Annotated in this window: 9 protein-coding genes; 3 read left to right on the top strand and 6 right to left on the bottom strand. The window is 73.5% G+C overall.

Features of this window, described 5'->3' with window-relative positions; all coding sequences use genetic code 11:
• Window positions 1-27: 27 nt before the first annotated feature.
• On the top strand, window positions 28-1,143 hold the full coding sequence (locus ACWCQK_RS30075; RefSeq protein WP_451160243.1) for a helix-turn-helix domain-containing protein: 1,116 nt from the start codon (window positions 28-30) through the stop codon (window positions 1,141-1,143).
• A 162-nt stretch (window positions 1,144-1,305) separates the two neighbouring features.
• Here ACWCQK_RS30075 and sucD read toward each other — a convergent pair whose 3' ends face one another.
• The 6 genes from sucD to ACWCQK_RS30045 all read right to left on the bottom strand — a co-directional run bounded on the left by sucD (window position 1,306) and on the right by ACWCQK_RS30045 (window position 10,100).
• Window positions 1,306-2,190, bottom strand: coding sequence for a succinate--CoA ligase subunit alpha (gene sucD / locus ACWCQK_RS30070; protein ID WP_451160241.1), 885 nt, complete (start codon window positions 2,188-2,190; stop codon window positions 1,306-1,308).
• Between the two features lie 18 nt (window positions 2,191-2,208).
• Window positions 2,209-3,387 carry an ADP-forming succinate--CoA ligase subunit beta gene (gene sucC / locus ACWCQK_RS30065; protein ID WP_451160239.1) on the bottom strand — a complete coding sequence of 393 codons (1,179 nt, stop codon included), beginning with the start codon at window positions 3,385-3,387 and terminating at the stop codon, window positions 2,209-2,211.
• A gap of 646 nt (window positions 3,388-4,033) precedes the next feature.
• The gene (locus ACWCQK_RS30060; RefSeq protein ID WP_451160237.1) at window positions 4,034-4,993 is read right to left on the bottom strand and encodes a hypothetical protein; all 960 of its coding nucleotides are present in this window, start codon (window positions 4,991-4,993) and stop codon (window positions 4,034-4,036) included.
• Between the two features lie 283 nt (window positions 4,994-5,276).
• Entirely contained in the window at window positions 5,277-6,449 is a 1,173-nt protein-coding gene (locus tag ACWCQK_RS30055) for a VWA domain-containing protein (protein ID WP_451160235.1), read from the bottom strand.
• A complete protein-coding gene (locus ACWCQK_RS30050; protein WP_451160233.1) occupies window positions 6,446-8,890 on the bottom strand; it encodes a DUF5682 family protein in 2,445 nt (814 codons plus the stop codon). Before ACWCQK_RS30050 ends, ACWCQK_RS30055 begins: the two co-directional genes overlap by 4 nt.
• Before the next feature lie 79 nt (window positions 8,891-8,969).
• The gene (locus ACWCQK_RS30045; protein ID WP_451160231.1) at window positions 8,970-10,100 is read right to left on the bottom strand and encodes an ATP-binding protein; all 1,131 of its coding nucleotides are present in this window, start codon (window positions 10,098-10,100) and stop codon (window positions 8,970-8,972) included.
• 157 nt (window positions 10,101-10,257) lie between these two features.
• Between ACWCQK_RS30045 and ACWCQK_RS30040 the strand changes: the two genes are divergently transcribed.
• Window positions 10,258-11,613 carry an SWIM zinc finger family protein gene (locus tag ACWCQK_RS30040; protein WP_451160229.1) on the top strand — a complete coding sequence of 452 codons (1,356 nt, stop codon included), beginning with the start codon at window positions 10,258-10,260 and terminating at the stop codon, window positions 11,611-11,613.
• Between the two features lie 334 nt (window positions 11,614-11,947).
• Window positions 11,948-13,624, top strand: a complete 1,677-nt coding sequence (locus ACWCQK_RS30035) for a DUF5691 domain-containing protein (protein ID WP_451160227.1) — start codon at window positions 11,948-11,950, stop codon at window positions 13,622-13,624.
• Window positions 13,625-13,626: the final 2 nt, after the last annotated feature.

The raw sequence follows: 13,626 nt of genomic DNA, 5'->3' as shown, positions 1-13,626 counted from the left end.
GTACTTTTTCGCACGAAGGGGCGTCCTGTGACACAGAGCCCTGTACTCCCGCTCCCCCCGCCCAAGGAACGCCGACGCCTGCGCGAGAAGGGCTCACTGACGCAGGATCAGGTCGCGGAGCGGGTGGGCGTCACCCGCAAGACGGTGCGCGCCTGGGAGGCCGGTCGCACGGCTCCACGGGGCCGGAAACGGGAAGAGTACGCCAAGTTGCTGGCCGCGTTCGCCCTGCTGGAGGACGGCATGGCGCCCGGTCGGGCCGAGCCGGACGAGACCGAGGTGACCGTACGCCTGGACAGGCAGACGCCGCCGCCCGCCGAGCCGTCCCAACCGCGCACACCCGCCGAGACGCTGACGCCCACTCAGGCCTTCGACGCGCTGTACGCCTTCTGCGCCCCCGCCCTCGTACGGCAGGCGTATCTGCTCACGGGCCGCCGCGAACTCGCACGCGAGTCCGTCGAACGAGCCTTCCAGCTCGCCTGGCAGCGCTGGCCCGAGGTGGCCTGCGACCGCGACCCGGCGGGCTGGGTACGGGCGACGGCGTACGAGTACGCGCTCTGCCCGTGGCACCGGTTCCGCCTGCGCTACCGGCATCCCGAGGCACCGCCCGCCGACGCCACCGACCGGGTCCTGATGGACGTACTCCTCGGACTCCCGTCACCGTACCGCCGCACCCTGCTGCTCTACGACGGTGTCGGTCTCGGTCTGGCGGAGACCGCGGCGGAGACGGAGGCGAGCACCCGGGCGGCGGCGAAGCGGCTGCTGCACGCGCGGGAGGCCGTCGCGGCCCGTCTGCCGGAGCTCGCGGAACCCTCCGGTCTGCACCGGCGGCTGACCGAGCTGGCCTCCAGGGAACGCCTGCGGGCGGCCAAACCGGCCACCGTGCGGGTGAGCGGTGAACGCAGGGCACGCTTCTGGACCCGGGCCGCCATCGCGTTCACGGTCGCCATCATCGGCGCGACCACCCTCACCCTGCGCACCGCGCCCACCCGCTACGAGCCCCCGGTGCCCAGCGGCGAGACCGTACGGGGAGTCCCGCCGAAGGCCGCTCCGGGCCCCCTGTCGAACGTGGAGCTGACCCTGCGGTCCAAACTGCGCTCGGAGACGCAGAACGGACCGGAGCGGCTGGTACCGGAAGGCCGCTGAGTCCGCGCGACCGCCATGCGGAAGGGCCCGCACCCCCGTGAGGGTGCGGGCCCTTCTGTGCCACAGAGCGCCGACGTCAGCCGTCGGGCATCAGCCGTCAGGCATCAGCCGTCAACCGGCCGGCGGCCGCTCGTCAGGCGGGTCCTGCGGGTTCGGCGTGCTTCAGCCCGCGAGGATCTCGCGCGCCAGCTTGGCCGTCTCGGTCGGCGTCTTGCCGACCTTGACGCCGGCGGCCTCGAGGGCCTCCTTCTTCGCCTGGGCCGTGCCGGAGGAACCGGAGACGATGGCACCGGCGTGGCCCATGGTCTTGCCCTCGGGCGCGGTGAAGCCCGCGACGTAGCCGACGACCGGCTTGGTCACGTTCTCCTTGATGAAGGCCGCGGCCCGCTCCTCGGCGTCGCCGCCGATCTCACCGATCATGACGATCAGGTCGGTGTCGGGGTCGGCCTCGAACGCGGCGAGCGCGTCGATGTGCGTGGTGCCGATGATCGGGTCGCCACCGATGCCGACGGCCGACGAGAAGCCGAGGTCACGGAGCTCGTACATCATCTGGTACGTCAGCGTGCCCGACTTCGACACCAGGCCGATGCGGCCCGGCTTGGTGATGTCGCCCGGGATGATGCCGGCGTTCGACTGGCCCGGGGTGATGAGACCGGGGCAGTTCGGGCCGATGATGCGGGTCTTGTTGCCCTGCGACACGGCGTACGCGTAGAACGCGGCCGAGTCGTGGACGGCGATGCCCTCGGTGATGACGACCGCGAGGGGGATCTCCGCGTCGATCGCCTCGACCACGGCGGCCTTGGCGAAGGCCGGCGGCACGAAGAGGACGGACACGTTCGCGCCCGTCTTCTCGATCGCCTCGGCGACCGTGCCGAAGACCGGGACCTCGGTGCCGTCGAAGTCGACCGTGGTGCCCGCCTTGCGGGGGTTCACGCCACCGACGATGTTCGTGCCGTCCGCCAGCATGAGCTTGGTGTGCTTCATGCCCGTGGCACCGGTCATGCCCTGGACGATGACCTTGCTGTCCTTGTTGAGGAAGATAGCCATGGCTGTTTTCCCTCGTCCTTACTTCGCAGCCGCGAGCTCGGCGGCCTTGTCGGCCGCGCCGTCCATGGTGTCCACGCGCTGGACCAGCGGGTGGTTGGCGTCCGACAGGATCTTGCGACCCAGCTCGGCGTTGTTGCCGTCCAGACGGACGACGAGCGGCTTGGTGACTTCCTCGCCCTTGTCCGCGAGCAGCTGGAGCGCCTGGACGATGCCGTTGGCGACCTCGTCACAGGCGGTGATGCCACCGAAGACGTTGACGAAGACGGACTTGACGTCCGGGTCGCCGAGGATGATCTCGAGGCCGTTCGCCATGACGGCGGCGGAGGCGCCGCCACCGATGTCGAGGAAGTTGGCGGGCTTGACGCCACCGTGGGCCTCACCGGCGTACGCGACGACGTCCAGGGTGCTCATGACGAGACCCGCGCCGTTGCCGATGATGCCGACCTCGCCGTCGAGCTTGACGTAGTTGAGGTTCTTCGCCTTGGCGGCGGCCTCGAGCGGGTTGGCGGACTCCTTGTCCTGGAGGGCCTCGTGCTCCGGCTGACGGAACTCGGCGTTCTCGTCCAGGGAGACCTTGCCGTCCAGGGCGATGACGTCACCGGAGGCGACCTTGGCCAGCGGGTTGACCTCGACGAGGAGCGCGTCCTCGGCGATGAAGGTCTTCCACAGCGTGACCAGGACGTGGGCGACCTTGTCGGCCACCTCCGCCGGGAAGTGCGCGGCCTCGACGATCTCGCGCGCCTTCTCCGGGGTCACACCCTCGTTGGCGTCGATCGGGGTCTTGGCGACGGCCTCCGGACGGGTGGCCGCCACCTCCTCGATCTCCATGCCGCCCTCGACGGAGGCGATGGAGAGGAACGTGCGGTTGGCACGGTCGAGGAGGAAGGAGACGTAGTACTCCTCCAGGATCTCCGGAGCGGTCTCGGCGATCATCACCTTGTGGACCGTGTGGCCCTTGATGTCCATGCCGAGAATGTCCGTCGCGCGAGCGACGGCCTCGTCCGGGGTCGCAGCCAGCTTCACGCCGCCGGCCTTGCCGCGGCCACCGACCTTCACCTGCGCCTTGACGACGGACTTGCCACCAAGACGCTCAGTGGCTGCGCGGGCCGCCTCAGGCGTGTCGATGACTTCACCGGCCAGCACCGGTACATCGTGCTTGGCGAAGAGGTCCCTCGCCTGGTACTCGAACAGGTCCACGCGCTTCCGTCCCTATCAGTGATCTCGCGGTTCGTTGGATGCGTGGGCGTGCCGCGAAGGGCAACGTGACGACCGCATGTGTCACAGGGGATGCGCACACGGTGTCCGAGCGCGCGGCATGTCCGTCTCGCAGGTTATCGCCGGTTGGAGAGGGTCTCTAAATCGAGGGTCACACCTGAGCGGTGATACCTGTCACATGATGCCGTGTATACGGCACGCTTTGGCACGGCGTGCCACGAAGCGGGGCCCGGGAACAGGGCCGAAAAACGGGCCTCACCGGGCTGGGGTTGACCCGGTGAGGCCCCTGGAACGGCCCCAGAGGGGCCCAGAGCGGCCGATCCCCACCCCAATGGGGATCGATCCGCCCAACCGCGGAGTCACGGCCGGATAGGCCGACGGGTTTCGGCCATCCGGGTCCTTCGGCCCCGCGGAGTCTTTGTGCCGAGCGCGGATGACGTTCTGTGCATCCTTCACGTAACCCTGAGTGAACATGGGGCGTGGGGCGCGGCAGCGTGGGGCGAGGTGCGGGGGTGTGGGGTGTGGGGTGTGGGGTGCCGGGCCGCCGAAGAGGTGGGGTGAGCGCTCCGGACGGAGGGCGGACCCGTGGCGTCCCCGCACGGCGTGCCGGTGGCGGGCCGGGGCCCGCCTACGCGGGGGACACGGGGATGTCCCGGTACCTGCCCCTGGTCCCGGCGGCCTCCGCACGCGCCACGGTGCCGCGCAGGAGCCTCAGCGGCATCTGGTGGTGGCCCGGGGCCACGGCATACGCGTCGCCGTGCCGCGAGGTCCCCGCGTCGAGCGTCGACTGACCGACCAGGACGCTGCGGGGATCCCCGGCAGGCGCTCGCCGCGCGGGTCCGGTGTGGCCGGCGTGCGCGGGTCGGTGCCGGGTGCCGTCGGCCGCGAGGGCACCTGCGCCCGCGCCTGTGCCCATGTCGCTGCCGACGGCGATGAACCGTGGCTCGTACGGGTTCGGGTCGGAGTACGGCGGCAGAGGCGGACCGGCCGGCGCCGGGCGTTCCGTGGGGCCGTTGGAGGCCGCCCGTTCCGCCGAGGCGGACTCCGCCGCCGACGGCGGAGTCGTGGCGTCGGGCGCGGGCGGCGCCTCCCCCGACGACGAGGGTGGGTCGGGCGACGAGGGCAGGCCCGGCGGAGACGACGTTTCGAGCAGCGCGGATATCAGGGGCAGGCTGGCGGGCAGGGTGGGCAGTGTGGACGGCGCGGGCTGGGCCGGGGGCCTCGGCAGCTGCGCGCGCGCCTCCGCCAGCCCCTCGGTCACCGTGCCGACCAGTTTCCCGACCGGCTGCGTCACGGCCTCGATCACCGGATGGGTGATCGCCTTCGGGACCGCGACCGCGCCGTGATGACCCGCTGGGGGTACGACGGGGAGGATCCCCGAGGTCGGAGAAGCCGTGACGGTCGTCGATGTCGTGGAGGTCGGCGATGTCGGCGCCGCCGGGTGCTCCGCCGCGTGTGCCTGCTCCCCCCAGAGGACGCCCAGTGCGAACAATCCGCCCACCAGCAGCGCGACTCGCAGCGCACGCCGCCCGGCCGCCGTGCGCGACTCGCGCAGAGCGGCACCGGGCAGAGCCTCTGGCCGGGTCAAGAGGGGACGGATCCTCCGTGAGGCGGAACGGGTGACGGCGGCGTCGATCCTCGCACGCGACCGCCACGGCCGCGCAAGCCCCCTGTCACCGATGGACCGTCATGTCCGTTTCACTGCGGACGCCTTGATGCGGACGCTCTGATGCGGACGCTTCGGTGCAGTCACTTTGGTCCTGCCGTTTCGATGCTGCCGTGTTGACCCAGCCGACTTTCGTGCCTCCCTCGCGAGCCCCCGCCGCTGCCCGTGCCCCCGCCGCCCTTCCGTGTCTCCCGCCGATCGGTGATCACTGACTGTCCGGCACCGGTATCGGCCGCTTCTCGATCGCCGCGGCCATCACCTCCGGAAACAGGTCGGGTGTGCAGGCGAACGCCGGTGCTCCCAGCGCGGCCAGCGCGGCGGCGTGCTCCCGGTCGTAGGCGGGCGCTCCCTCGTCCGACAACGCGAGCAGGGTCACGAACTGCACCCCCGACGCCTTCATGGCGGCCACCCGCTTGAGCATCTCGTTCCGTATCCCGCCTTCGTAGAGGTCGCTGATCAGCACGACCACCGTGTCCGCGGGCCGGGTGATCCGGGACTGGCAGTAGGCGAGCGCCCTGTTGATGTCCGTACCACCGCCGAGCTGGGTCCCGAAAAGGACGTCGACGGGGTCGTCGAGCTGGTCGGTGAGGTCGACGACCGCCGTGTCGAAGACGACGAGCCGCGTGCTGATCGACCGCATGGACGCGAGCACCGCCCCGAACACGGACGCGTAGACCACCGAGGCCGCCATCGACCCGGACTGGTCGATGCACAGGACGACCTCCTTCTTGACCGACTGCGACGCCCGCCCGTACCCGATGAGCCGCTCCGGCACGATCGTCCGGTACTCCGGCAGATAGTGCTTGAGGTTGGCCGCGATCGTGCGGTTCCAGTCGATGTCGTGATGGCGCGGCCGGCTGACGCGGGCGCTGCGGTCGAGGGCGCCGGTGAGGGTGGCGCGCGTGCGCGTGGCGAGCCGCTTCTCCAGGTCCTCGACGACCTTGCGCACGACGGCCCGCGCGGTCTCCTTCGTCGTCTCGGGCATCGCCTTGTTGAGCGAGAGCAGCGTGCCGACGAGGTGCACGTCGGCCTCCACCGCCGCCAGCATCTCCGGTTCCAGCAGGAGCGCGGAGAGCCCGAGCCGGTCGATGGCGTCGCGCTGCATGACCTGCACGACGGAGGAGGGGAAGTACGTCCGGATGTCCCCGAGCCAGCGGGCCACGGACGGCGCCGACGCGCCCAGTCCCGCCGAACGGTCCCGCCCCGACCGTGCTCTGTCCCCCTTCCCGTAGAGCGCGGTGAGCGCGCCGTCCATCGCGGAGTCCTGCCCCGACAGCGCGCACCCGGTGCCGTCGGCGGAGTCGCCGCCGAGGACGAGCCGCCAGCGCCGCAGCCGCTCCCGCGCCGGGTCCGTGCGGTCTGTCGGCTCGGTCGTCATGTGCCCACCTCCATCAGGTCGTCGTCCTCGGCCCGCTCGTCACCGGTGCCCAGGCCGAGCAGCAGCCGCACCACCGGTTCCACGGCGTCCGCGCGCGCGGTGTCCGGCTCCGGCGCGAAGCCGGGCAGGCCGGAGCCCGTGCCACCGTCCGCGCTCCCCCGTTCTCCGGGCCCGCGCCGCAGCAGTTCGCCGAGGGTTCTGCGCACCCCCGGCTCGTACGCCGAGAAGGTGCGTCGCAGCAGCGGCAGTACGTCCGTGAACGCACTCGCCGGCACCCCGGTCAGCCAGCCGTCGACCAGGCCGAGCAGCCGTTCGTCGTGCACGAGGAGCATCCCGCCCGCGCCGCCGACGAAGCCCTCGATCCACGCGGCCGCGTCGGCGGGGGGTGTTCCCCGTGACAGCGCGAGCCCCATGAGCCGTGCCGCCTCGTCCTGCGCCAGCTCCCCGTCGTCCAGCAGAAGCCGCACGGCCCGTCCCCGGACCACGCCGGGAACGGTGTCCCGCGCCGACAGCACTCCGAGCACCCGCTGCCAGCGCCCGCGCAGGTCGCCGTGGTGTGGCGCGGGATCCTCGGCCAGCAGGACCACCGCCCCGTGCACCGCGTCCACATGACGCCGCATCTCCTCGGCCGCGTCCGGGTCGAGCCCGACGCAGGCCGGGGGCAGGCCGACGAAGATCCGCTCGGCGAGGCCCGCGGCGACCTCGGCGAGCGCCCCGGTGTCCGTGCCGCGCACGTCGCCGTAGCGCAGTGAGCGGACCAGGGCGGGCAGGGCCTGGGCGAGGTGACCGACGTCCGTGTCGAGGGCCGCGCGGTCGGCGAGGATCCGCATGACCGTGGGCAGCGCGTCGGGCAGGTCGGCCAGCAGGCAGTGTTCGGCGAGCGCGGTGACGTCGGCCAGGCTCCGCGCGCCGACGGCGTCCGCCTGCGCCTTCCCGCTCGCCGCGGCCGGCACGGTGGTCCCCCACACCCCGGCCTCGGCGACCCGCACCGACAGCTCCGGCTCCCAGCACAGCCGCCAGGTCTCCCGAAACGTGCCCGTGCTGCCCCGCGAGGCGGCCGGCTCGCCCCAGTCGACACGCAGCAGCCGCAGCCGGTGCAGCAGTCTGCTGCGGCCCGCGTCGGTCTCCTTGCGCAGATCGAGCTCCAGCTCCCGCTCCAGCGCCTCCGGTTTCAGCCGGAGCCGACGCTGCGACCGGTCGAGGTCGCGCTGCAACGGCACCGCCGGCGCCGTCCTCGGCACCTCCCCCAGTACGTCCCCCACGACCAGCCGGTCGTGCACCAGCGCCAGCGGCACGTCCGAGCCCTCGCACATCACCGCCCGTACCGCGTCGGTGGTCTCGCTCAGCCCGGGCAGCGGGCGGCCCCGCATGGCGGCGAGCGTCACGGCGAGCCGCACCGCCTCGATGACATGCGCGGAGGAGACGAGCCGGTCCTCCGCGCGGAGCAGCCCGGCGACCTTGGTCATCCACCGCTCCACCGGCCGGTCCGGCGCGCCGAACAGATGCCCGTACCAGCCCGGCGAGTCGATGCCCGCGCCGTACCCGCTGTGCCGCGACAGTCTGCGGTGCGTCCACGGCACCCAGGTCAGGTCGGCCTTGACCTTGGGCAGCCCCTTCAGCAGCGCCCGGTCGGCGGCCGCGGTGGTCCGGTGCCGCAGTGCGGGCACGTGCCAGGCCCCGCACACCACGGCGACCCCGTCGTCCCCGAACTCCCGGCGCGCCGCCCGCACCTGGAGCCGCATGTACGCCTCCCGCACGGGATCGCGGTCGTGGCCGCCGCTGCCGTACGTCTCCCGCAGCGCCCCCATGGCCTCCTCCAGCACCACGAACGGAGCGAACACGTCCCCTTCCCCGGCGCCCCGGTGCTCGACGACGTCCTCCCACCAGCGCTCGGGGTCGTCGTATCCGGCGACCGAGGCGAGCACGCCGAGCGGGTCGACCCGGACGTCGGCGACGAGGGCCCGCTCCGCGGCCCGGCTTTCTTCGCGCTGCTCGGCCTCTCCTTCTTCGCGCTCCTCGACCTGACCTTCCTCGCGACCGCTGCCCTCACCGCCCTCGCGATCGACGGCCTCCCCCGATTCGCCGTCGTCGTCCGACTCCCTCCCCCACGCCAGGGTGTGGGTGGCGGGCAGGTCGATGAAGCGGGCCGTCACGCCGTGTTCCAGGGCCCAGCGGATCGCCACCCATTCCGGGGAGAACTCGGCCAGCGGCCAGAAGGCCGAGCGGCCGGGCTCGTCCACCGCGTGGGCGAGGAGGGCGACCGGTGGCCGCATGTCCTCGTCGGCGGCCAGCGGGATGAGTGCGTCGGCCTCGGGCGGCCCCTCGATCAGCACCACTCCCGGCCGCGCCGCCTCCAGCGCGGCCCGCACGGCCCGCGCCGACCCCGGCCCGTGATGCCGTACGCCGAGCAACAGCGGACCCCGCCCCGCACCGGTCGTCATCCCACTCCCCCTTCCGCTCCCCCTTGTTCTCGCCGCCCCCGGATCCTGACCCGGCCCGGGAACCCCCGCCCGGCGGCGCTCACCCGCTGACCTCCCGGCAGGCCCGGTAGAAGTCCTTCCAGCCGTCCCGCTCGCGTACGACCGCTTCCAGGTACTCCTGCCAGACGACACGGTCGGCGGCCGGGTCGCGGACCACGGCGCCGAGGATGCCCGCGGCGACATCGCCCGCCCGCAGCACGCCGTCGCCGAAGTGGGCGGCCAGCGCGAGGCCGTTGGTGACGACGGAGATCGCCTCGGCGGTGGACAGCGTGCCGCTGGGCGACTTCACCTTCGTACGGCCGTCGGCGGTGATGCCGTCGCGCAGTTCGCGGAAGACCGTCACCACACGGCGGATCTCGTCGATGCCGTCGGGTGCGGCCGGCAGGTCGAGGGAGCGGCCGACCTGGTCGACGCGGCGCGCGACGATGTCGACCTCCATCTCGACGCTCTCCGGCAACGGCAGCACCACCGTGTTGAAGCGGCGGCGCAGCGCGCTGGAGAGGTCGTTGACCCCGCGGTCGCGGTCGTTGGCCGTGGCGATCAGGTTGAACCCGCGGACCGCCTGGACCTCCTGCCCCAGCTCCGGTATCGGCAGGGTCTTCTCGGACAGGATCGTGATGAGCGTGTCCTGTACGTCGGCGGGGATACGGGTCAGTTCCTCGACGCGCACGGTCATCCCCTCCCCCATGGCCCGCATGACGGGGCTGGGCACGAGGGCGTCGCGGCTCGGGCCGTGGGCGAGCAGCTGCGCGTAGTTCCAGCCGTAGCGGATCGCCTCCTCCGGGGTGCCGGCCGTGCCCTGCACCAGCAGGGTGGAGTCGCCGCTGACCGCCGCGGCCAGATGCTCCGAGACCCAGGTCTTCGCGGTGCCGGGCACACCGAGCAGGAGCAGGGCGCGATCGGTGGCGAGGGTGGTGACGGCGACCTCGACGAGGCGGCGCGGGCCCACGTACTTCGGCGTGATCACCGTGCCGTCGGGCAGGGTGCCGCCGAGCAGATAGGTGGCCACCGCCCACGGCGACAGCTTCCAGCGGGACGGGCGCGGACGGTCGTCCTGCCCGGCCAGCGCCGCGAGTTCGGCGGCGAAGGCGTCCTCGGCGTGCGGCCGCAACACCGCGCCGCTCTCTTGCGCGGGCGGATCGACCACCGTCGGTTCCACGGACACAGTCATGGCTGAGGCCCCCTCCAGCTCGGCCGGTTCGGATCTGGTGTCCACCGTGCACCACGGCACTGACAATGCGTTCCGACCTGGGAAAACACCTCGTGAGGCGGCTCGCGGGACCGCCTCGCGCGACCGATTGTCAGTGGGGGGACCTACCTTCGATGTCATGACTCAGCAGGGGGTGCGCTGGACGGCGGACCAGGTGCTGGCACTGGCACCTGACGCCGCCTCACGCAAGGCGGGGAGCAAGCTCGGCGCGGCCGGGCCGTGGTCCGAGGGGGGCAGTTCCGACGAGGGGGCGGTGTGGGGACTGTGCAAGGGCAGTGGCAGCAAGCCGTACCGGACGGTGGTCGATGTCGCGGACGCGTCCGGCCCGGCGTACAAGTGCGGTTGTCCGAGCCGCAAGTTCCCGTGCAAGCACGCGCTCGGGCTGCTGCTGCTCTGGGCGGGCGGGGACGGCGCGGTGCCACCGGGACAGCCGCCGGCCTGGGCCGAGGAGTGGCTGGAGGGGAGACGAAAGCGGGCGGAGGACAAACGGACGGAGCGTGCCGGGAGTTCCGCAGCAGGGACCGGTGATCCCGAGGCGGCACGGCGCAGGGCGGAGCGCCGGGCCGAGCGGATCACCGCGGGGGCGACGGAGCTGGAGCAGCGGCTGACGGACCTGCTGCGCGGCGGCCTGGCGACGGCGGAGCAGGCGGGGTACGGGCTGTGGGAGGAGACGGCGGCCCGCATGGTCGACGCGCAGGCGTCCGGGCTGGCGGCCCGGGTGCGGGAGTTGGGGGCGATACCGGCGTCCGGACCCGGCTGGCCCGTGCGTCTGCTGGAGGAGTGCGCGCTGCTCCATCTCCTCGACCAGGGCTGGCTGCGCCGCGAGCGGTTGCCGGACGGCCTGGCGGCGACGGTCCGCTCCCGCGTCGGCCTGTCCGGCTCGGCGGACGGCCCACCGCTGCGCGACCACTGGCTGGTTCTCGCCCAGTACGACACGGTCGACCCGAAACTGACGACCCGCCGGATCTGGCTGCACGGCTCCGCGTCGCGGCGCACGGCACTGCTCCTCTCTTATGGCGCCGCCGGCCGGGCCCCCGAGATCGCGCTGCCGGTGGGCCTGTCCCTGGAGGCGGAGGTGTCCTCGTACCCGGGTGCCGGGCAGCTCCGGGTGGCCCTGGGCGAACAGTTCACGCTCCCCACACCGACGGGGGTACGGCCGCCGGGGACGACGACGACCGAGGCGGCGGAGCGCTACGGCGAGGCCCTGCGCGGCGACCCCTGGCTCGACTCGGTCCCGGTGACGCTGGACCGGGTGATACCGGTGCCGGACGGCGAGTCCTGGCAGCTGGCGGACGCCGACGAGGACACGGCCCTGCCGCTCACCCCGACCGCCCGGTCCCGGCCGGGCCTGTGGCGCCTGGTCGCCCTGGCGGGCGGAGGTCCCGTCAAGGTCTTCGGCGAGTGCGGGCACCGGGGCTTCACCCCGCTCACGGTCTGGCCGGACGACGGGGGCGAGGCGGTGTCGCTGTGCTGAACCACGGCGCACCACGCGGCCTCCGAGCACGGCCACGCGACCTCCGACCGCGTCCGCACAGCCTCCGACCGCGCCCGCACGACCACCGGCACCGAACGCGCGATCCCGGACTCCGGACCCACAGCATCTGTCCGCGGACGCCCGAAACTCATCTCCAGTCGCCCGGCCACCATTCTCCGACGCGCGGCCTGTGCTCCCGGACGCACGACCACCATCCCCCGACGCCCAGCCTCCGCCCCCGACGCCCAGCCTCCGCCCCCGACGCCCGGCCTCCGTCCCCGACGCCCGGCCTCCGTCCCCGGACGCACGACCAGCAGCCACGGAAAGGACCCGCATGAACCGGACGCCCGCTCCCATGGACCCGCCCGCGCCGGGTGTCTGGGAGGACCTGGTCACCACCGCGCTGCTGGGCACGGACCGGCGCGCACCCCGTACCCCCAGTACACCCGCCGCCTCCGCGCCGGGCCGGGGCGGCGAGGCGCCGATGGCGTTGTTGGACGCGGCCGCCGTGGCGACCGTACGGCGGCGGGCCGGGCTGCGGCCGGCCCGCGCGGCCCGGCGCCCGGAACCCGCGCCCGTCGACCCGCGTCCGGCCCTGCCCGACCCGGCGGCCCGCAGACTGACGATGCTGCTGGCCGACCGTTCCGGCGCGGGCGGTACGGGCCGCAGAGGTACGGCACCGGACCTGATGGAGCTGTTGCCGCAGTGGCTGGCGGTGGCGAACTCCCGGGGCTTCGCCGCGCCTGCGCAGGCGTTGCCCGCGCTGCTGGACGCGGCTCGCGGCCGGACGGACCTGCGGCCGGCGGCGCTGGCCTTCGCGGGTCCGCGTGCCCTGTGGCTGGCCCGGTCGAACCCGGACTGGCGGTTCGCCCTGCGGGCGGCCCCGGGCGGCGGTGCGGACCTGCCGGGCCCGGAGGAGGCCGACAGGATCCGGCGGCTGTGGGAGGAGGGTCTGTTCGCCGAGCGGGTCGCCCTGCTGTCGGCGATCCGGGCACGCGAGCCCGCGGCGGCGCGGGACCTGCTCGCGACGACGTGGGCGACGGAGCGTGCGGAGGACCGGCTGATGTTCTTGGACTCCCTGCGCACGGGCCTCGGTCCGCGGGACGAGCCCTTCCTGGAGCAGTCCCTGGCCGACCGCAGCCGGAACGTGCGAGCGACGGCGGCGGAGCTGCTGTCGGCGCTGCCGGGTTCGGCGCTGGCCGGGCGAATGGCGGTGCGGGCCGGGGCGTGTGTGGCCGTGGACCATATGCGGGCCGCGCCGACGCTGACGGTGGAGGCGCCGCACGAGTGCGGCCCGGACATGGAGCGCGACGGCGTCGTGGCCAAGGCGCCGGCGGGCCGCGGTGAACGTTCCTGGTGGCTGGGCCAGCTGGTGGAGGCCGCGCCGCTCGCCACCTGGTCCGCGCGGCTCGGCGGACGGTCCCCGCGGGAGATCGTGGCACTGCCGGTGGCGGACGACTGGCAGGGCGAGCTGCACGCGGCCTGGTGCCGGGCGGCGGTGCGTCAACGGGACGCCGGGTGGGCGCGCGCCCTGCTGGGGGTGGCGTCGGCTCCCGAGGCGGGCGGGCCGGGGGCGGTGTCCCTCGCCGAGCGGGCCAAGCTGCTGGCCACGGTGCCGGCGGATGAGCGGGCCGAGTGGGTCGCCGGGTTCATCGCCGCGCACGGGCTGTCCGAGGCGTTCCAGCTGCTCGGGGTGTGCGCGGTGCCGTGGGCGGAGCCGCTGGGCCGGGCGGTGGTCGACGCGCTGAACATCGCGCGGGACGCCGGAAGCTACCCGTGGAGCTTCAGCGGGGTGATGGGACTGGCCGAGCGCTGTCTCGACCCGGCCGAGGCGAGCCGGCTGGACGGCCTGCTGGCGATACCCGACGAGCCCGAGGACGCGTCACCGGGAGCCGGGGGGTACTGGGCGGAGGCGTTCCAGCGCCTGGTCACCACGTTGCGCCTGCGCGCGGCGATGGCGCAGGAGCTGGGGGCGGCCGTCCCGCGCCGCCCCGACACCCAACGGCCGTAGCC

Source organism: Streptomyces sp. NPDC002306, from assembly GCF_053593435.1.
The sequence above is the reverse complement of the archived record's forward strand: the minus strand, read 5'-3'. Positions and strand labels throughout refer to the sequence as shown.

Bases quoted from the DNA above. Each gene is read 5' to 3' on its own strand.
- sucD (WP_451160241.1), bottom strand. From the start codon at position 2,190: ATGGCTATCTTCCTCAACAAGGACAGCAAGGTCATCGTCCAGGGCATG.
- ACWCQK_RS30055 (WP_451160235.1), bottom strand. From the start codon at position 6,449: ATGACGACCGAGCCGACAGACCGCACGGACCCGGCGCGGGAGCGGCTG.
- ACWCQK_RS30050 (WP_451160233.1), bottom strand. From the start codon at position 8,890: ATGACGACCGGTGCGGGGCGGGGTCCGCTGTTGCTCGGCGTACGGCAT.
- ACWCQK_RS30045 (WP_451160231.1), bottom strand. From the start codon at position 10,100: ATGACTGTGTCCGTGGAACCGACGGTGGTCGATCCGCCCGCGCAAGAG.
- ACWCQK_RS30040 (WP_451160229.1), top strand. From the start codon at position 10,258: ATGACTCAGCAGGGGGTGCGCTGGACGGCGGACCAGGTGCTGGCACTG.
- ACWCQK_RS30035 (WP_451160227.1), top strand. From the start codon at position 11,948: ATGAACCGGACGCCCGCTCCCATGGACCCGCCCGCGCCGGGTGTCTGG.